We start from the raw sequence: 20153 nt of genomic DNA on the forward strand, positions 1-20153 counted from the left end.
TGGATTTCTGTAAAAACTTGGAACGAATAGCCAATGTAAAAAAATTCAAAACCTTTTAAGTCTAAACTAATAGTTCTTCTTTGAATTATCAGTACAAAAAAATACCCTTACTAATCTTCGAAATGACTAATAAGAGTATTCACGACATCAAACTTTGAGTTAATGAAAAAATTATTTTTCACTGCTATTTATTTCAAATACAAAATATTTTTGTAAAAATCAAACCCTTTATACAAGACGCGAGAATCAAAATCAAAGGTTGATTCGTGAAGTGACGGCGTGTTTCCAATACCTAGAAATGAAAAAACTGATGGAATAAATGACGTGTAATTGCCAAAATCTTCAGACTGCATCACTGGCTTTTCTAAAGGATGAATGCCAAGTTCCTGTGATAACTTTGAAAATAACTTTTCATCGTTAATGACTGCATCACACCCGTCCTTATAGTTGAGTGTTATCTGACATTGGAACTTCTCTTGACTTACTTCAACAATCTTTTCAAGTGCTAGTTTCATCTCCTGGTGAACATGATTATCATAAGAACGTATTGTTCCATAGACTTTAGCTTCACTGGCAATCACGTTTCTGACGGTTCCAGCACCCATCTGACCGAACTTCAACAAATGATCAACGGTCGGGTCGATCGTTTCTTCATAATCGTAGATAGCATTTAGCAACCGGCAGGCAACTTGCAACGCGTCCACACCTTTACGTCTTTCAGCAATATGCATCGACTTTCCATGAACGGTAATATTCACATCAGAAGCTTGAGACATCAATTCCTTGCCTTTTGAAAAAACATTTCCCTTTGGCAATCCCGGCCATAAATGGAAACCATAAAATTCTGATACACTATATTTCTGAAGCAAGCCAGAATCAATGATACTTTGAGAACCTCCCAATGCTTCTTCGGAAGGCTGGAAAACCAAGACAATATTTTTTTCTAATTTGTGAACATGTTTTTCCAAATAATCGAATATTCCCAAAACCATCGCCATATGCCCATCATGCCCGCAAGCATGCATAAAACCAGAATGTTGGGAAACAAAGTCATGGTCAGTCTCTTCCGTAATCGGCAATCCATCAATATCTGCACGAAAACCGATTGTTTTATCTTTTCCATTATCATAGAAAATGATTATTCCAGTTTCTCCAACTTCGTGTAAGATACCCGATGTTTTTTTCACATGATCATAAAGATACGATTTGGTTTCAAATTCCTGAAATCCTATTTCAGGTATTAAATGCAGTTCTCGGCGATACTGTTCTAACATTTTTTACCCACTTTTCTACCCTATTATTTCCTAGTGTATTTTTTATCTCAAGCTATCCTTCAAAGAAATCAAGACACACTCGGTCAGTTGTTACTTGTTTAATGAACTCACTGACACGAAGGTGATCAGGATGAACCTGATAGTCTGCCAAGGATTTTTCATTTTCATAAAGTCCATTCAACATGAGCCCATGAGTGCTTGAACGAAGTAAAGAAATTTCTACCTCAATTGAAATAACACCAGGAATGGTCGAACCCAAAGCTTCCACAGCTAATTTTATTTTACGTGCATTCGCTAAATTTTCTTCCTCAGAAGACCCCTCTTTGAAATTCCAAGCAACAATATGCCGAATCATTTAAAAGCTCCTAACATTTTTATTTTTATCCCTAGAAATATTGACTAAATCAAATCATGTTGAGCCATTTTTAATGCAATTTGAGCAGCGTTGCTGGCAGCTCCTTTACGAATATTGTCAGCCACACAATATAAAAGCAGACCTTTCTCGGCAGCAAGGTCACGGCGAATCCGTCCAACAAACACATCATCTGTTCCGTTAGCTAATGTTGAAACAGGATAAAGATGATTTGGTCCATCATCCACTACTTTAATTCCTTCAAAGTTGCTTAAAACTTCCCTGACCTGATCTAAATCAAAGTCTTTCTCCAATTCGACAGAGATACTGACACCGTGTCCATTAAGAACAGGGACTCTGACACAAGTCGCACTTATCGGCAAATCAGGAGTATGCAGCATTTTTTTTGTTTCATTGATCATTTTCATTTCTTCTTTGGTATAGCCGTCTTCAAGAAAAACATCAATTTCGGGAATACACGTTTCAGTGATATTATGGGGATAGAAAGCTGGTTCGTTACCTTTTCTAGTTTCCAGCAAGTCATTGATGCCATTTTGACCGCTGCCGCTGACTGCTTGATAGGTAGCATAGCCCACCCGAGTCAAACCGAAAGATTCTTGTAATGCTTTTAACGGTAAAACCGCCTGTGTCGTAGAACAGTTTGGATTAGCAATCAGTGAGTGTCCTTCCACATCATTGAAATTCACTTCAGGAACCACTAAAGGAATTGTCGGATCTTCACGAAACATACTGGAATTATCGATGACTTTGGCACCAGCCTTGACAGCAATCGGTGCAAATTTTTCGGCGATACCCCCACCGGCGCTAAATAATGCTAAATCTATCCCTGAAAAGGACTCTTCTGTCAGCTCTTCTACAACTAATTCTTGTCCTTTAAATGCTAAAGTTTTCCCTGCACTTCGTTTTGAAGCCAAAAGTTTTAAGGATGCCAACGGAAAATCATACTCATCCAAGACTTGCAAAAAAGTTTGCCCGACGGCTCCAGTGGCTCCAACAATACATACGTGATATTTTTTCATCTATTTCCATCCTTTATCATTCTTTTGATGCTTCAAGCACCTCAAATTATTCTAATTTATTCCTTTGATTCGCAGACTAAACTAGCTTTATGCAGATTAAAACAAACAATCTTCCATAGAATACAAACCTGGTCCCTGTTTCATCAACCACTCTGCTCCGACGAGTGCGCCTTTGGCAAATATCTTCTTGGAAAAAGCTTCATGCTTGATAGAAAGCAATTCATCTGTTCCTGCAAAAATCACCTCATGTTCACCGACGATGGTTCCTCCACGCAAAGCATGAACGCCAACTTCTCTAGCCTGTCTAGGTGCAATCCCTTCACGACCGTAAACCGGAGTGAACTCCCCTGTTTCCATAACGCTGTCTAATAACATCTTAGCTGTTCCAGAAGGTGCATCTAATTTCTTATTGTGATGCTTTTCTATGATTTCAATATCAAAAGTTTCTCCTAGGCTTTCTGCTAATTGTTTGACCACCTGATTCATCACAATAACACCCAAACTATAATTCCCGCTAAAAAGAACAGGGATTTTCTCTGCTGTTTTTTCGATCAGCTCAAGTTCCTGATTGCTATATCCTGTCGTAGCAATCACAACAGGGATATTATTTTTTACCCCATAAGCTAAAATATTAGTTAAATTTGCTGGATTAGAAAAATCAATCAGTACATCAGCGGTTATCGTTTCGTCTTGCGGGAAAACATCCCACATTTTGACCATCTGATAGGAAGTGTCTTTGATAACCTCCTCCAATGTCATCCCCATTTGTCCATTGCCGACCACACCTATTTCCATTCCAATGCCTCCCTATAACTTTTCAAAACTTCAGACAATAATTTCTCGTTAGCCTCTGATAAATCCGCTAAAGGAAGACGCAAAGGTCCGACTTGGAAACCTAACATATTCATGGCATTTTTGACTGGGATTGGATTTGTTTCAACAAATAAAGTGTTGATTAATTGTAAATGATTTTGCTGAATCTGCAGTGATGTAGCAATGTCCCCGTCTTCAAATGTTTTGACCAATTCATGAACTTCTTTTGGCATGATATTGGCCCAAACACTGATAACACCAGTGCCTCCAACGCTTAATAACGGAAAAATAGTGTCGTCATTACCACTCAGCAAGCTGAAATCATCCGTAATAAGTTTAGAAACTTCCATGACATAAGAAATATCGCCCGAAGCTTCCTTGATTGCCACAATATTTGGATGCAGACTCAATTCTTTCAACACTGGAATAGATATCTGACAGCCTGTTCGGCTTGGTACATTGTAAAGGATGATAGGGATATTAACTTTGTCAGCTACTGTCAGGAAGTGTTGTTTCATCCCTTCTTCATTGGTCTTATTGTAATAAGGAGTGATTAGCAATAAACCGTCCACACCCATCCCCTCAAACAGCAGACTTCTGTGCAGTGCTTCTTGCGTACTATTACTGCCGCTTCCGGCAATAATCGGAATCCGCCCGTTAGACGTTTTTACAGCACAAGCGACAATTTCTTTTTCTTCATCTATGGTCAAAGTTGGTGATTCTCCCGTGGTCCCAAAAACGACGATACCATCAGTATCATTATCTATATGCCAGTTAATCAGTGTCTCTAATTTTTCAAAGTCCACTTTCCCTTCCTGCGTAAATGGCGTTACAAGCGCAACAATCGACCCTTTAAACATAATGTATCTCCACCTTTTTATTTTTTCGCTATTTTAATTTTCTTTTGACTAAGACAGAATATTTTATCTTCTGACATCGTTTCTCAACAGATCTTTAAATGTTTGTCGTTTAATGACTTCTTTTGCAACGCCATCTTTTACAAAAATCACAGCTGGGGTAGTCGCCCGATTATAATTACTGCTCATGGAATAACCATAAGCACCCGTGGAATAGACAGCCAAGATATCTCCTTGAGCTACTTCAGGCAAATATGTATCTTCGATGACCACATCGCCAGATTCACACATTTTACCTGCAATAGTCACTTTATTGGTTTTTTCTTTTCCTAATTGTGTCACAGCATCACAACTATATTTAGCTTGATAAAGCGCCGGACGAATATTATCCGTCATCCCGCCATCTACGAAAACGTAATGTTTATTAGGAGTTTTTTTCTGATAACCGATAGTATAAAGTGTTGTCCCGGCTTCCCCAATCAAACTTCTGCCCGGTTCGATCATCAGCGCATTTATTTGAATTGCTCGTTTGGCCAAAGCTGCTTCTGTTACATGAACCAGCTGTGCAACAACTTCTGGTATACTTAAAGGTTTATCTTCCTTCGTATATCTGATACCAAAGCCGCCGCCAATATTTAATGACAAACGCTGAGGAAATCCCGCAACTAAATCAACAAGTTTGTCAATAGCCGCAAACCAAGCATCCATTTCAAAAATCTGAGAGCCTATGTGAGAATGGAAGCCTTCCAGCTCTAACCAACGGCTTGATTCTATTGTTGCTATACTTTCTAAATATTCTTCACTTTCCAAGGCCATGCCAAACTTAGAATCCACATAGGAAGTGATGATATATTCATGGGTGTGTGCCTCAATGCCTAAATTTAAGCGCAACATCACAGAAATACTTTTTTCCTGTTTTAGTGCTTCCTGTTCCAATCCTTTCAATTCCATTAAATTATCACAGACAAAATGAGTGATTCCTTCTGAAACTGCAAATTCGATTTCTTCCGGTGTTTTATTGTTGCCATGAAAATATATCTTATCAGCAGGAAAATCAGCTTCCAATGCTGTGAAAATTTCCCCGCCGCTTACCACATCCAAGTAAAGACCGGCATCTTCTATCTTATGAAGCAGTTCAATACATTGAAAAGCTTTTGAAGCATACAATACTTTCGTCTCAAATAATTCAGACTTGAAATTTTCGGTATATTCACAGATTCGATTATCAATCTTAGCTTCATCATAAACGTATAGCGGCGTGCCATAGGTTTTTGCTAAAGACTCAGCTGAAATCCCACCAATTATTAACTCTGACATCCTATCATTCTCCTTTTTCTTTTGGCTCGGCTTCAGCCTGTTCTAAAATATAACACTTATCCTTTATAAAACTGTCACCAGAGAGTTTCTCCAATGAAAATCGCAAACAATTAATTTTTTCTTCACTTGGATAAAAATGTTATACAAAAAAGGCCCATACGTCAAGTATAGGCTCCATCACTATGTTTCAAACTTATGATTCAGCGCCTCTACTTATACAAGTAGGAGTGATATAGGTCTTCCCCATACCCCCACGATTCTTATCTGCCGATAAAGCCTCGTTCGGCAGTGATTACCTTTCGGGTATGATCAACAAATGCCTTCTCCCATACCTTACTCATTTACACTGCAACCTCTTTATGAAATTAAATTGATGATATCATGTAACATTAAAATTGTCTATGGCAAAAATTAAAAAATTTTCATCCACTCTCTCTGTTGCCAAACGATAAACTGAAAACGACAAAATAACCAAAATTTAGTTAGTAGGCTTTTGACCATTTTTTGGATAAGCGCCGAGCATATTGGGAAATCGTAAAGTTTACAATAAAATAAACAATTGCCACAATACCGTACAACGCAAATACTTGAGAGGTAGCAGTGTAACGTCCCATTAAGATATTCGCTTTTCCAAGAAGCTCTTGTAAGGCCAACACTGACCATAAAAAACTGGTATCTTTGATAACTGTTACAAATTGAGACATAATTGCCGGCAACATACTGCGAAATGCTTGAGGTAAAATAATGTAGCGCATTACCTGGATCTGGTTAAAGCCTTGTGAAGTAGCAGCTTCAATCTGTCCAGTCCCCACACTGTTTAATCCCCCGCGAATGATTTCTGCCAAAGCAGCTGTTGTGAAAACTGTAAAGCTCACAATCCCTGCTGGAGTGGATTTTAAACGGAAAACTAAAAAAATCACAAAAATCCACAGCAGATTTGGGACATTTCGAACGACTTCTATATAGATAGTAGCTAAAAGTTTCAGAGGCCCTTTCTCCATATTTCTGAAAATGGCTAAAACAGTCCCAAAAATCATACTTAATAAAATAGCAACAGCTGATATATAAAGGGTCAGACCTAAACCTTCCAGTATAAATCTCATATTATTGAAAGTGAAAATTTGTCCTATGGTATCCAAAATGTTTTCCTCCTCTCTTATTTGCTATACAACTTTTTATTTTTCTCTTCCAGTTTTCTAGCAACTGATGCAAGGGGAAAACAAAGAATGAAATATAAGATTGCAGCAAACGCAAATGCAGGTATGTAATGCAGATTGACTGATGACCAACTATTTGCCGTAAACATGATATCCGCACCGGAAATAATGGCGATAACAGATGTGTTTTTAATTAAGTTTACCGCCTGGTTCGTCAAAGGAGGCAGCATCACGCGCCAAGCCTGAGGCAAAACAACATAACCCATGGCCTTCCAATAAGTAAATCCTTGAGACATGGCTGCTTCCAGCTGACCTCTAGGAATTGATCCGATGCCCGATCGTACAACCTCAGATATATACGCACCGTGGTATAAGCCTACACAGATGATTCCGATCAAATAGACTGGCATGACCACTCCCACCAGCGGCAAACCATAATAAACAAAAAAGACCTGAATCAACAGAGGTGTATTTTGGAAAAATTCGACATAAATTCTTACCAATCCTCTGGTCACTGGATTTTTTGCCTGTGAGACAATCCCAAATAACAAGCCGATAATAAAGGCAAGCAAGATAGCCCCGATAGAAAGAACAATTGTATAACCAAAGGACTTCATAAAGACTGGGAGGTCTTTAAATAAAGCCTCCCAACGGAATAAGGCAAAGGGCCCTGTGTTTAAAAAAGAAATAAATCCAACTAACAAAATATTTTCCCCCTTCACATGATAATTGACGGGATGAAAATTTATTTTAACCCGTTATTAGCATAGATTTCATCTAACGTCCCATCAGATTCCCATCCTTCGATCAATTTGTTTAGATGTTCATGTAATTCTTTATTGCTTTTCTTTGTTGCCACGCCATATTCCTGTGGTGAAAAGCCGTCGTCTAAAATCTTCGTGCCTTTGTCTACATAACCTGTCAAAATCGACTTGTCTACGGAAAAAGCATCAATTCTTTTAGAAGTCAACGCTGTTTTTAATTCAGGATAAGTTGAATATTCGCTGAATTCAAGTGTGATACCTATTTCTTTAGCTTTTTCTTCCAATGATTGTTTGGTTGTCGCTGTCTGTGCTACACCAATCATTTTCCCGTCTAAGTCTTTCATTGAATCTACACCCTCGTCATTACGGACCAAAAATCCAATTTCATCTTGATAGTATGGTGTAGAAAAATTGTATGTTTCTTTACGTTCATCTGTAATGGTAAAAGTTGCAATAATCATGTCCACTTCTCCATTGTCCAATAAAGGACCGCGAGTCTTTGCAGTCACTCCGACAAACTCAATATTGTCTTCACTGCCAGTTAAATCTTTGGCAATTTTCTTAGACAATTCAATCTCCATACCTTCATGCTTATTAGTATCAGGATTCAAAAAACCAAAATTTGGTACATCTTCTTTGATCCCTATTTTTACGACACCAGCTTTTTTTATTTTTTCCAGACCGTTGTCTGCACTTTTCTTATCGCTGTCATCATTGTTTGAACAACCTGCTATCAAACCAAGAGACAGCACGACTGCCATACCTAATAAAACGGCTTTAAATTTTTTCATAACTTCTTCCATCCTTTCTTATGATTAATGATTAATGATTAGTGATTAATAATTTTGCTTAAAAATCCTTGGACTCTCGGATTTTGAGTTTTATTGAAAAACTCATCTGGTGTCCCTGTTTCTATGATTGAGCCGTTGTCCATGAAAACAATCCGGTCAGCCACCGAACGGGCAAAGCCCATCTCATGAGTCACCACTACCATGGTGATATTCATTTCGGCTAATCCGGCAATAACATCCAGCACTTCTTGAATCATTTCTGGGTCTAAAGCAGACGTTGGTTCATCAAAGAGAATCGCCAACGGATGCATATTCAAAGCTCTCGCAATCGCCACACGCTGCTGCTGTCCTCCAGACAGTTGAGCCGGGTAAGCATTTGCTTTATCGGCAAGTCCTACGCGCTCTAAATATTCCATCCCAGTTCTTTCAGCATCTTCTTTTTTCACCTTTTGAACTTTTATCGGCGCAAGTGTCAAGTTTTCCAACACTGTCTTATGAGCATAAAGATTAAAATCTTGAAACACCATGGCGACTTTTTCACGAACTCGGTGGATAGGGGCCGATTTTTTTGTCACATCTATATTGTTGATGACAATTCTGCCGTCAGTCACATCTTCGAGTTTATTCATACAGCGAATTAGAGTACTTTTTCCTGAACCAGAAGGCCCTAGTATAACGACTTTCTCCCCAGCTTCTATTTCCAGAGAAATATCCTTCAGTGCTTGAAAATCACCATAAAATTTATTTACATTTTCTATTTCAATCAATTTGCGCAACATCCTTTCTCTAAAAAATGAGAATACTCTAATTTTAGGTACGTGTAAGATTATATCACATTTAATCATTTTGACCTAGAATTATTCAAAAATTAAATGATATTTCCTAACCCTTCAAACCCTTGATTTATCAACTCATATATTATGAAAACAAGCCATTGTTTTAGTCTTTACTGATAAAACATCAAGAAAAACGAATCATAACGATTAAAATAATCTCCCTTTTTATTAGAGAATTATTAAATCTTTGGGCATAAAAATTATAAAATGAAAGTTTAAATCACTCAAAAAAACGACTGAAAAGCCGTTTATATCGAAAACTGTTGATCAAAACTTTCTAAATATCCGATTTGCCAAATTAAGCTCAGATATCGAATTTAAGTTAGAATTTTTACAAACTTCTAAAACTATGACATCCCCACATCTCTCTATTATATTTTTTAAGATAGGCTTTTGTCAAATGACTTTTAAATTCCCCGCTTTATCTTACAGTTTAAAATAAATTTATATATAAGTTACTTTTTGTGAAAAACAACATTTGTTTAAACTCCAGATGAAAAACACAGCAAGCTAATATAGTTTCTTGCTGTGTTTCCTTCAAATAATATCTTATTTCAGATAAAACTCATGTTTTTTTAGACCAACAGAGTAAACAACGATTGATTTTCATTGAGATTGATATAGTTTGGATCAAAGACTGACATCCGTTCCAATAGACTTGCAATATCCTTCTGATCATTTAATAAAATACCAATCACCACTGGTCCGCTGCCCCGATTGACTTTTTTCGTATATTCGAATTTTGTTATATCGTCTCTAGGACCTAAAACATCTGTAACAAATTCCTTCAAAGCACCTGCTCTTTGAGGAAAATTAATAACAAAATAATGTTTTAACCCTTCATAAAGTAGAGAGCGTTCTTCGATTTCCTGCATACGGCTGATATCATTGTTTCCGCCGCTGATCACGCACACCACTGTTTTTCCAACAATTTTTTCTTTGTATCTCTCCAAAACAGAAACGCTTAACGCTCCCGCCGGCTCAGCGACAATCGCTTGTTTCGTATAAAGTTCAAGTATCGTGGAGCAAACCAATCCTTCGTCTACTGCGACAACATCGTCTACGAAATGTTTGGCGTGCTCAAGATTTATTTCCCCGACTTCTTTGACAGCTGCCCCATCGACAAATTTATCGATTTGATTTAGAGGAATAACTTTTCCCTGTTCGATCGATGTTTTCATTGATGCGGCACCATTAGGTTCAACTCCCACAATTTTGGTGTAAGGACTTTTTTCTTTTGTGTAAGCTGAAATACCGCTGATTAATCCGCCTCCGCCTATGGCAGTGAAAATGTAGTCCAATTGACGTTCTTCTTTCGCTAAGTCCTGAAAAACCTCAACAGCTACTGTTCCCTGTCCGGCGATGATATGTTGATCGTTAAAAGGATCTATGAAAGCTTTATTCTTTTCTTGGGCGTAACGTTTGGCAGCTTCGGCGGAAGCATCAAACGTGTCCCCCACTAATCGAATTGTTACAAATTCTTCCCCAAAAAATTTTACCTGTGATATCTTTTGATTGGGTGTTGTGGTGGGCATAAAGATCGTCGCATTTACCTTCATTTTATTACACGTGTATGCTACACCTTGTGCATGATTGCCGGCGCTTGCACAAACCACGCCATTGTCTAAAATCGCTGTCGGTGTATTGGCGATGGCATAGTAAGCCCCCCTAAGTTTAAAAGAACGAACTTTTTGCAAATCTTCTCTTTTAAGGTACACATGGCAATGATACTTATTCGACAAGTAGTCATCATACTGTAATTCAGTATGAGTGACCACTTTTTTAAGCATCTCATGTGCTTTCAGGACATCTTCCTTTCTTACTAATTCAACCAAAAGACTTCACCCCTTTTTTATGCATCCTTTTTAACAAAAGGCATCATAGCACGCAACTCTGCTCCAACCTTCTCTATTTGATGTCCTTTTTGCTCTTCACGCATTCTGTGGAATTCTTTAAATCCATTCGCATTATCTGCAACAAAATCCTTAGCAAACTTTCCACTTTGAATATCTGCTAATACTTCTTTCATATGAGCTTTTGTTTCTGATGTGACAATACGAGGACCAGAAACATAATCACCGTACTCTGCAGTGTTCGAGATAGAGTAACGCATTTTTTCCATCCCACCTTCATACATCAGATCCACAATAAGTTTCAGCTCATGAAGTACTTCAAAATAAGCAATTTCAGGTTGGTAACCGGCTTCCACTAACGTTTCAAAACCAGCTTGAACTAAGTGAGTCGTCCCACCGCATAGAACAGCCTGTTCACCAAACAAATCAGTTTCTGTTTCTTCTTTGAAAGTAGTTTCCAAAACTCCCACACGAGTGGCGCCAATCCCTTTAGCGTAGGACAATGCAACTTCTCTTGCCTTGCCGGTTGCGTCTTGATAAACTGCGAAAAGTGCTGGCACTGCAAAGCCTTCTACAAAAGTTCTTCTAACTAAATGCCCTGGTCCTTTAGGTGCAACCAGGAAAACATCCACGTTTTTCGGAGGAACAATAACATCAAAATGAATATTAAAACCATGGGCAAACACTAGCGCATTACCGTCCACCAAATTAGGCTCGATTTCTTCTTGATAAAGTTTCCCTTGAACTTCATCAGGCGCTAAAACCATTACGATATCCGCTTTTTTAGTTGCTTCAAAGACTGGATATACATCAAAGCCGTCTTTTGAGGCCGCATCAGCTGATTTCCCTTTGCGAACCCCAATGATGACCTGATTGCCGTTATCACGCAAGTTTTGCGCATGAGCATGTCCTTGTGAGCCATACCCTAAAATAGCGATAGTTTTCCCTTCTAATTCATTTGTTGTCACTGCGTCTTCATAATATACTTTTGTCATTTTTCTTCCTCCTAATTTGTCTGCTTCATAATTGATGTTCGAGACATCATTTAATCATTTATAAACTTCTAGCCAAGCCAGTCACACCGGTACGAGCTAATTCTTTGATTCCATACGGTTTGACCAACTCAACGAAAGCATCTACCTTATCACTGGTGCCTGTCACTTGAATTAAAATCGTTTTGCTTCCCACATCAATCACACTGGCCCTAAATGGCTCTATCAAAGCAAATAACTCTGAACGGTTGGCTGTGGGAGCATTGACTCTTACTAAAGCCAATTCCCTTTCTAAATAAGCAACTTCTGTTAAATCAACAACTTTCAGTACATCGATTTGTTTGTTTAACTGTTTTAAAACTTGTTCGACTTCTTCTGATGATCCTACCATAACAAAAGTGATTCTAGAAATACCTTCTTTTTCTGTCACTCCCACTGAAATACTTTCAATATTAAATTGTCTTCTTGTGAGGACGCCACTGACCCGATTTAAAACTCCGGAACTGTTGCGGACTTTTGCCGAAATGATTCTTCTCATGATTACTCAACTCCAATCATTTCATCATTATTTTTACCAGCTGGAACCATTGGCAAGACGTGTTCCGTTGGTGAAATTACTACTTCGATTAGCATCGGTCCTTCCTCATTAAAGGCCTCTTTCAAGTCCTCCTCAAAAGTAAGGGGATCGTCGATTCTTTTTCCTTTGATATGATAAGCTTCCGCAAGTTTGATGAAATCCGGCTGATCAGCAAAGACTGATTCAGAACGTCGTTCATCAAAAAAGCATTCTTGCCACTGTCTGACCATTCCTAAAGAATGATTATTTAACAGGACAAACTTAATAGATAATTGATTGAGATTTAAAATTGCCAATTCCTGATTGGTCATCTGGAATCCGCCGTCGCCGACAAAAACCACAACTTCTTTATCAGGACAAGCAATTTTTGCACCTATAGCTGCAGGAATCCCATAACCCATGGTCCCTAAACCGCCACTAGTAATGATTTGCTTTTCTCTAGAAAAAGGATAATATTGAGCCACCCACATCTGATGCTGTCCCACATCCGTGACAACGATAGCTTCTCCCTGCGTTATTTCTCCAACAAGTTCAATCACCCGCTGTGGTTTGATTTCATCTTGCTGCTGTCGATCAAAGGTAAACGGATAGGCCTTTATTCTGGATAGATTATGTTCCTTCCATTCATCATGACTTACTTTCTCAACATCATCATTCAACAAATGCTGCAACACTCTCTTGATATCTCCTACAATCGGAATATCCGTATTGATGACCTTGCCGATTTCTGCGGGGTCAATGTCTACATGAACTATGGTTGCCCCTGCAGCAAATTTTTCCGGACAGCTGGCAAGGCGGTCATCAAACCGTGAGCCAAAATTAATCAGTAAATCACATTCAGTTATTGCCATGTTGGCCGGATATGAGCCGTGCATGCCACCCATTCCTAAAAACAAATCGTAATCATAAGGAACTGTCCCCAGTCCCAGCAAAGTATTCACCACTGGCAGTTCATACTTTTTAACGAATGTCGTCAATTCTTGACTGGCCTCACTGCCAATCACTCCAGCTCCTGCCAGAACCAAAGGCTTTTTTGAATTAGATAAACTTTCCAATAGTTTAGTCATCTGCATCTTATTAGGTTCATAGGTCGGCTGATAGCTTTCCAACTCTATATCATCAACTTTAGGCTCATCTGTCTCCAGTGTTGTAATATCCTTAGGCAAGTCAATCACGACGGGGCCTTTTCTTCCGCTTGTTGCAATATGAAAAGCCTCATTGATAATTTTCGGCAAATCTTTTACACAACGAACTTGATAATTGTACTTGGTAATCGGCATGGTCAATCCCATGATATCTGCTTCTTGAAACGCATCTTTGCCGATTCCAGCAGTTCCTACTTGTCCTGTGAAAACCACTAGTGGGACTGAATCTCCCATGGCATCCGCAATCCCAGTCAAAACATTCGTCGCTCCCGGTCCGCTTGTGGCAATCACCACTCCCGGTTTTCCGCTGGCTTTTGCATATCCTTCAGCGGCATGGACAGCTCCCTGCTCGTGTCTAGTCAGTACGTGGCGGATATCACTATCATAAAGTTCGTCATATAAAGGAAGAACTGCTCCGCCGGGATAACCAAAAATTACTTCCACTTGCTGTTTTTCCAAAGCTTCAAGTAAAAGCCGCGTGCCTTTTTTTATTTTGTTCTCCTCCTCCATTTACTTCTCCTCCTAGTTTAGTAATTCATCTGGAATCTTCATCACGCCGCCTGTATGGGCAGAAGTGACTAACGCTGTGTAACGTGCCAAATAACCAGTTTTTACTTTTGCTTTAAACGGCAACAACTTTTGCTTTCTTTCAGCCAACATATCATCATTAACTGAAACATTGATTGTACGTTCAGTTAAGTCAATCACAATCTCATCCCCATCTTCTATCAAAGCAATAGGTCCACCGGCAGCTGCCTCAGGAGACATGTGTCCTACAGCGATTCCTCTGGTAGCTCCTGAAAAACGGCCATCTGTAATTAGAGCCACATCTTTGCCTAACCCTCGCCCGATGATACTTGAGGTTGGAGCAAGCATTTCCGGCATTCCCGGTCCCCCTTTTGGCCCTTCATAGCGGATTACCACCACGTGCCCTTTCGTCACTGTATGGTCATCAATGGCTGCCACAGCTTCATCATGGGAAGAAAAACATATCGCCTTTCCTTTAAATACTTTTATCGAAGGATCCACACCGCCGACTTTGATAACTGCACCTTTGGGGGCAATATTTCCATAGAGTATCGACAGACCACCCACCGGACTGTAAGCATTCTCCTTTGGCCGAATAACTTCCGGATTTTTTATTTTTGCATCTGCTACATTTTCCCTCAAAGTTTTCCCGGTGACAGTGATTCGATCCGGGTGAATAGCACCCTCGATATCAACCAGTTCCTTGATAATCGCTGGAACACCACCAGCTTCATGGACATCATGCATAGAATATGCAGATGAAGGAGCAATCTTTGAAAGATAAGGTATACGTTCAGCAATTTTATTAATATTTTCTAAATCGTAATCAATCTCTGCTTCGTTGGCAATGGCTAAGGTATGCAACACCGTGTTAGTCGAGCCGCCCATTGCCATATCCAAAGCGAAAGCATCATCAATCGCTTCCTTAGTAACTATATCTCTTGGTTTGATTCCTTTTTTAACAAGATCCATCAAATGAAAGGCGGACTGTCTGACCAATTCTTTTCGTTCATCAGAGACAGCTAAGATAGTTCCATTACCCGGTAACGCTAATCCTAAAATTTCCATCAAACAGTTCATTGAATTGGCAGTAAACATCCCGGCACAAGATCCGCAAGTTGGACAAGCATTTTGCTCCATTTGCCTAAATTCCTCAGGCGTCAGTTTTCCTTCTTTAAAAGAACCGACAGCTTCGAACATCGTAGAAAGTGTCATCGATCTTCCTTGAGGGTCAATCCCAGCTTTCATAGGCCCTCCTGAACAAAATATCCCCGGCACGTTCGTCCTCATTGCTGCTAAAATCATTCCGGGAGTGATTTTATCGCAATTAGGAATATAAAAAACTCCGTCAAACCAATGGGCGTTGATCACTGTTTCAGCTGAATCAGCGATAAGTTCACGACTTGGTAATGAATAACGCATACCGATATGCCCCATGGCAATCCCATCATCTACTCCAATCGTATTAAACTCAAATGGGATGCCCCCTGCTTCTCTGATGGCTTCTTTGGCAATGTCTGCTAGTTCACGCAGATGCACATGTCCCGGCACAATATCAATATAGGAATTGCAAATTGCAATGAAAGGCTTGCCCATATCCTTTGCACTTTTTACTTGTCCTGTTGCGTAGAGCAAACTTCTGGCAGGTGCCGCATCTATACCTTTTTTTATTTTGTCACTTCTCAAATCCATTCACTCCTTCAGTTATAATGACTCAAGTGTCTTGTTCTCAATCTTGTGTCTCTTTCTTTTGCAATATTTGCTTCTTTAGTTTAAGAAATAAAAAAGCACTCCATCTTGATTACTCAAAAATGGAATGCTTCGATGAATAAGAATCCCATTATCTTATGACAAACAGGACTCGAACATTTGCAAACTTCTCAAATGGTCTAAGCCCTCGGTTGTAATAAAATAATGACAAATAGATTCTTATAAGATTTCATATCAGATAACTACTCCTTAAAATTAAAGATTCATTAGAAAATTAAAACTTATTAATAAATAGGATACATTCCCTTGCGTGAAAAGTCAACACTTTTTTATTAAATAGTTGAAATATTCTGATAATTCAACTATATTGGTGAAAAATCACCTTTTTGATAGCCTTTTATTTATTTCTGAAGCTGATTTTTTCCCTTTTAAATATTCATTTAACCAAATAATAATGTAAATGACGATAAATACTGGAAGAACCACTAAAAAAAATCAGGCCAGTTATTAAAATAAGATGTGATAAAAACAAATAACATGGTTAATAAAAAATGAATGATCAGCTGTGTCAATGTAGAAATTTTCCCCTATCATAAATTTGTGGCAAAAAACCAATACATCCACTCATGATGATAATACTGATGATTTCTTTCTTCTCAATTAAAAATACTGTATCTGATGAAACGATACATCGGTTCTCTTGCCTGATATTTCCCTTGTATTGCGTAGATGGTCAGTTCGTCACCAAAGTCTTCAACTGCAATGACATCAACTTTCTTTAGCATGATTATTTTGTCAAAGAGTGTTACAGGGACAACTTCGGATTGACTGCCCAACTCTTTTTTTTCAATGGTTTGCATAAGTTCTTTAACTTCTTCTGTTAATTTATTGGCGGATATTGTGAAGACGACCTCATCAGATGGTAATTTACCATTAACGTTAAATTTAACTTTCAAAGGACTGCCACCTCCATCTATTTTCTCTCTTATAAATCTGGCAAAGAATTATAGTTATGTCGTTTTTTCAAAACCACCAAAACACAAAAAGTTAATAGAATTAAACTGAATCTGACCAGTAATTCTTGACTGTAAGTGGTAGGTTTTTGTTAAATTTTTAATTGTCAGAAATGTCACAACGTTCAACCCCTTCCTGAATCCAATGATAATAGAGTTTTCTGAAAATGTATCGATAACTAAGCTAAGCGGAAGAAAATATCAGATGAAAGAATTTTTATCAGTATGAAAACAAATGATTGACACTTCCTTCAAGACATGGTAAATTATAAAAAATGACACGCGTGTCATTTTAAGAAAGGGATGCGTATATGTCACAAAAAACTAGCGGAAAAATTCGTGAGGAAAAACGAAAAATGATTCTAGAAAAATCTCGGAAAGTTTTCGGACAAAAAGGATATTCTAACGTGACCATGAAAGACATTGTAGATGCCTGCCAAATCAGTCGGGGGGGACTATATCTTTACTTTTCTTCAATAGAAGAACTTTTTCAAGAAGTTGTGATTGACCAGTCGAAGAAGAAATTCAATATCATCAATCAAATGGTAGAAGAAAATCAGCCTTTCGATAAAATTCTTTCTTTGTATCTGGAATTACAGAAAAATCGTTTGCTGAATATTGATGATGTGATATTAGTTGCAACCTATGAGTACTATCGCTCTCACCAGACAGAAGAACAAATTCAGTTCCAGCATAGTTATGTTTCCTATTTAAAAGAGATTATTTACAATGTTCTTGCCTTAGGTGTCAAGCAAAAGGCAATTACCAATCAAAATATTGATGAAATTGCGGATACCTTTATTTTTTTACTTGAAGGAATGAGTGTGTTTCGTACGTTTAATCAATTATCAGAAATACAAATCACTCAGCAACTTAATCTTTTAGAAACATTATTAGAAAAAAGCAATTAGCTTCAAGAAAAAATTTAAGGAGTGGGTTCCGATTAAAAAAATCAAAACTCAAAGCTTAGTTATCTTAGCCATTTTCACCGCCATCATCTTTTTATTGAGTTTCACACCTATCGGCTTTATTCAGTTAGGTTTTATCAAAGCAACAATTATCCATGTTCCCGTCATCATCGGCTCGATTTTACTAGGACCAAAAAAAGGAGCTTTTCTGGGATTTGTTTTCGGTCTGACCAGTTTCATCAGCAACACTACTGCTCCGGTCGTCAGTTCCTTTGTTTTTTCTCCATTTATTCCCTTACCGGGGACGGATCATGGCAGTTATTTAGCGCTGATTATTTGTTTTGTTCCTAGAATTTTGACAGGTGTTGTGCCTTATTTCGTTTATCATTTTTTTAAAAAATATATTAAAAACAAAGATTCACTATCGTTTGCTATTGCAGGGGTTCTTGGTACAATGACCAACACTCTCCTTGTCATGAATGGGATATTTTTTCTTTTTGGCAACGAGTATGCGCTTGTCAAAGATATCAATATCAACGCAGTGTATACAGTTATTCTGAGTATCATTGTCACCAATGGCGTGATGGAGTCGATTGTGGCAGGCGTTATTGTTACACTTGTTTGCAAATCACTATTGAAAAATAAAAAAATCACGCAGATGCTTGAAACACTCTAAATTGACATAGCCAAAGGAGCAAATAAAAGATGAATATCTTGATTACAGCAGGCGGTACAAAAGAAAAAATAGACGATGTCCGCTACATTGCCAATCACTCCACAGGAAAACTGGGAGCAGCTATGGCAGAAGCTTTTGCAAAAGACGCTGAAAATAGTATCGTATATCTTCATGGAACTGGTGCCATCGTCCCGCGGCGCCCTAATGTTTTTCCAATCGAAATATTTTCCACAGAGGATTTAAAAAACCAGCTGGAAAATCAACTAAATAATAAACAGTTTACTGCGGTCATCCACAGCATGGCTGTCAGTGATTACACAGTATCAAATACTTTCAGTGAGTCAGACTTTTTATCGGCATTCAGTGAAAAAATCCCCATAACTCAGGAAACAAGTCAGCTTCTGTGGACCAAAGACGAACTGCTAGCCGCCTTGGAAAAACAATTTGAAGCAATGGCGGTTCAGGAAAAAAACAAAATCAGTTCTAATTTTGATCATCTGCTGATAAGGTTGGAAAAAAATCCTAAAATCATTCAAAAAATTAAACTTTTGCAGCCTGAAACGATTTTAGTCGGTTTCAAACTTCTTGTGGATACTTCGGAAACAAACTTAGTCAGTGTTGCCCGCAATTTGTTGGAGAAAAACAACTGTGACTATGTCTTGGCCAATGATTTGACCACTATCAAAGGAGACAAGCATCATGGAATCCTAGTTGGCAGCGACCAAAGCACTCAAATAGCTGAAACTAAGCAAGAAATTGCTGAAATAATCGTAAATACTATTAAAGACAAATCAAAAACGAGGGAAAATAAATGACAAATATTTTACTAGGCGTTTCGGGCAGTATCTCTGCTTATAAGGCAGCTGACATCACAAGCCAGTTTGCCAAAAAAGGATGGACGGTCGACGTGGTCATGACAAAAAACAGTCAAGAATTCATCACACCGTTAACTCTCCAATCATTGTCAAAAAAAACGGTTCATTCTGATTTGATGATTGAGCATTCACCAGAAAACATCACCCATATCGACTTGGCTAAAGCAGCTGATTTATTCATTATTGCCCCTGCCACCGCTAATATCATTGCTAAACTGGCAAACGGACTTGCCGATGACTTGCTCTCCGCAGTGGCATTGGCCTTTCCCAATCCCAATATGCCGAAGTTAATTGCTCCTGCAATGAACACCTATATGTATGAGCACCCGATAGTTCAAAAAAATCTGCTTACACTAAAAGAAATCGGCTATGAAATCATTGAGCCAAAGGAAAGTTTGCTAGCCTGCGGTGATTTTGGCAAAGGCGCGTTACAAGACGTTGAGTTAATCGTCAGACGAGTCGAGGAAGAAATAAATAAAAATAATGAGACTTACAGTGTTGAATATTCTTAGAATTCAGATTATTTTAGGTATTGATTTAAATGAATCATATTGGGATATTAAGACATAAAATTCAAAAGCCATTTATGGTCCACTCAAATTGTGCCTCCTGCCAAAGAGTACAAATAGTGACCATAAATGGCTTATAATCGTTTTACCTATACAAAATTACTAT

Annotated in this window: 22 protein-coding genes and 1 riboswitch; of the genes, 4 read left to right on the forward strand and 18 right to left on the reverse strand. The window is 38.3% G+C overall.

All coding sequences use genetic code 11. From position 1 onward, the window contains the following. Nucleotides 1–188 precede the first annotated feature (188 nt). The 18 genes from CBF29_RS09855 to CBF29_RS09940 all read right to left on the reverse strand — a co-directional run bounded on the left by CBF29_RS09855 (nucleotide 189) and on the right by CBF29_RS09940 (nucleotide 16962). Nucleotides 189–1274: an amidohydrolase gene (locus tag CBF29_RS09855; protein WP_126809555.1), complete on the reverse strand. Its 1086-nt coding sequence runs from the start codon at nucleotides 1272–1274 to the stop codon at nucleotides 189–191. Nucleotides 1275–1326: 52 nt separating this feature from the next. Continuing rightward, complete coding sequence (locus CBF29_RS09860; protein WP_126809556.1) at nucleotides 1327–1629, reverse strand: Dabb family protein; 303 nt, start codon at nucleotides 1627–1629, stop codon at nucleotides 1327–1329. Between the two features lie 44 nt (nucleotides 1630–1673). Beyond that, nucleotides 1674–2666 carry an aspartate-semialdehyde dehydrogenase gene (locus CBF29_RS09865; protein WP_126809557.1) on the reverse strand — a complete coding sequence of 331 codons (993 nt, stop codon included), beginning with the start codon at nucleotides 2664–2666 and terminating at the stop codon, nucleotides 1674–1676. Between the two features lie 96 nt (nucleotides 2667–2762). After that, the gene (gene dapB, locus CBF29_RS09870) at nucleotides 2763–3461 is read right to left on the reverse strand and encodes a 4-hydroxy-tetrahydrodipicolinate reductase (RefSeq protein WP_126809558.1); all 699 of its coding nucleotides are present in this window, start codon (nucleotides 3459–3461) and stop codon (nucleotides 2763–2765) included. Next, nucleotides 3452–4339: a 4-hydroxy-tetrahydrodipicolinate synthase gene (gene dapA / locus CBF29_RS09875; protein WP_126809559.1), complete on the reverse strand. Its 888-nt coding sequence runs from the start codon at nucleotides 4337–4339 to the stop codon at nucleotides 3452–3454. The genes dapB and dapA overlap by 10 nt, the downstream gene beginning before the upstream one ends. A gap of 63 nt (nucleotides 4340–4402) precedes the next feature. Next, complete coding sequence (gene lysA / locus CBF29_RS09880) at nucleotides 4403–5653, reverse strand: diaminopimelate decarboxylase (RefSeq protein WP_126809560.1); 1251 nt, start codon at nucleotides 5651–5653, stop codon at nucleotides 4403–4405. A gap of 193 nt (nucleotides 5654–5846) precedes the next feature. Beyond that, nucleotides 5847–6019: riboswitch (Lysine riboswitch) on the reverse strand. A gap of 116 nt (nucleotides 6020–6135) precedes the next feature. Beyond that, entirely contained in the window at nucleotides 6136–6756 is a 621-nt protein-coding gene (locus CBF29_RS09885) for an amino acid ABC transporter permease (protein ID WP_126809594.1), read from the reverse strand. A 53-nt stretch (nucleotides 6757–6809) separates the two neighbouring features. Next, on the reverse strand, nucleotides 6810–7517 hold the full coding sequence (locus CBF29_RS09890; protein WP_245987348.1) for an amino acid ABC transporter permease: 708 nt from the start codon (nucleotides 7515–7517) through the stop codon (nucleotides 6810–6812). Nucleotides 7518–7555: 38 nt separating this feature from the next. Next, entirely contained in the window at nucleotides 7556–8365 is an 810-nt protein-coding gene (locus CBF29_RS09895) for a transporter substrate-binding domain-containing protein (protein WP_126809561.1), read from the reverse strand. Nucleotides 8366–8403: 38 nt separating this feature from the next. Continuing rightward, nucleotides 8404–9132, reverse strand: a complete 729-nt coding sequence (locus CBF29_RS09900; protein WP_126809562.1) for an amino acid ABC transporter ATP-binding protein — start codon at nucleotides 9130–9132, stop codon at nucleotides 8404–8406. Nucleotides 9133–9776: 644 nt separating this feature from the next. Further along, complete coding sequence (gene ilvA / locus CBF29_RS09905) at nucleotides 9777–11036, reverse strand: threonine ammonia-lyase IlvA (protein WP_281272919.1); 1260 nt, start codon at nucleotides 11034–11036, stop codon at nucleotides 9777–9779. 17 nt (nucleotides 11037–11053) lie between these two features. Continuing rightward, on the reverse strand, nucleotides 11054–12049 hold the full coding sequence (ilvC, locus tag CBF29_RS09910) for a ketol-acid reductoisomerase (protein WP_126809563.1): 996 nt from the start codon (nucleotides 12047–12049) through the stop codon (nucleotides 11054–11056). Nucleotides 12050–12107: 58 nt separating this feature from the next. Continuing rightward, a complete protein-coding gene (gene ilvN, locus CBF29_RS09915) occupies nucleotides 12108–12584 on the reverse strand; it encodes an acetolactate synthase small subunit (protein ID WP_126809564.1) in 477 nt (158 codons plus the stop codon). A 2-nt stretch (nucleotides 12585–12586) separates the two neighbouring features. Beyond that, the gene (gene ilvB, locus CBF29_RS09920) at nucleotides 12587–14278 is read right to left on the reverse strand and encodes a biosynthetic-type acetolactate synthase large subunit (protein ID WP_126809565.1); all 1692 of its coding nucleotides are present in this window, start codon (nucleotides 14276–14278) and stop codon (nucleotides 12587–12589) included. Nucleotides 14279–14290: 12 nt separating this feature from the next. Beyond that, entirely contained in the window at nucleotides 14291–15982 is a 1692-nt protein-coding gene (gene ilvD, locus CBF29_RS09925; RefSeq protein WP_126809566.1) for a dihydroxy-acid dehydratase, read from the reverse strand. Between the two features lie 402 nt (nucleotides 15983–16384). Further along, nucleotides 16385–16492 (reverse strand): DUF3021 family protein, encoded by a 108-nt coding sequence (locus tag CBF29_RS14280; protein ID WP_126809567.1) that lies wholly within the window; start codon nucleotides 16490–16492, stop codon nucleotides 16385–16387. Beyond that, nucleotides 16492–16578 (reverse strand): hypothetical protein, encoded by an 87-nt coding sequence (locus tag CBF29_RS14285; protein WP_425469898.1) that lies wholly within the window; start codon nucleotides 16576–16578, stop codon nucleotides 16492–16494. Before CBF29_RS14285 ends, CBF29_RS14280 begins: the two co-directional genes overlap by 1 nt. 84 nt (nucleotides 16579–16662) lie before the next feature. Next, nucleotides 16663–16962 (reverse strand): hypothetical protein, encoded by a 300-nt coding sequence (locus CBF29_RS09940; RefSeq protein WP_126809568.1) that lies wholly within the window; start codon nucleotides 16960–16962, stop codon nucleotides 16663–16665. Nucleotides 16963–17330: 368 nt separating this feature from the next. Here CBF29_RS09940 and CBF29_RS09945 point away from each other — a divergent pair, with 368 nt between their 5' ends. From CBF29_RS09945 to coaC, 4 genes are read left to right on the forward strand one after another with little or no spacing between them, the layout of a single operon-like run. Then, nucleotides 17331–17930: a TetR/AcrR family transcriptional regulator gene (locus CBF29_RS09945; protein ID WP_126809569.1), complete on the forward strand. Its 600-nt coding sequence runs from the start codon at nucleotides 17331–17333 to the stop codon at nucleotides 17928–17930. 31 nt (nucleotides 17931–17961) lie between these two features. Beyond that, nucleotides 17962–18603, forward strand: coding sequence for an ECF transporter S component (locus tag CBF29_RS09950; protein WP_126809570.1), 642 nt, complete (start codon nucleotides 17962–17964; stop codon nucleotides 18601–18603). A 29-nt stretch (nucleotides 18604–18632) separates the two neighbouring features. Beyond that, complete coding sequence (locus tag CBF29_RS09955; RefSeq protein WP_126809571.1) at nucleotides 18633–19418, forward strand: phosphopantothenoylcysteine decarboxylase domain-containing protein; 786 nt, start codon at nucleotides 18633–18635, stop codon at nucleotides 19416–19418. Then, nucleotides 19415–19990, forward strand: a complete 576-nt coding sequence (gene coaC / locus CBF29_RS09960; protein WP_126809572.1) for a phosphopantothenoylcysteine decarboxylase — start codon at nucleotides 19415–19417, stop codon at nucleotides 19988–19990. Before CBF29_RS09955 ends, coaC begins: the two co-directional genes overlap by 4 nt. Nucleotides 19991–20153 lie beyond the last annotated feature (163 nt).

The organism is Vagococcus elongatus (assembly GCF_003987645.1).
Lineage (GTDB): Bacteria > Bacillota > Bacilli > Lactobacillales > Vagococcaceae > Vagococcus_A > Vagococcus_A elongatus.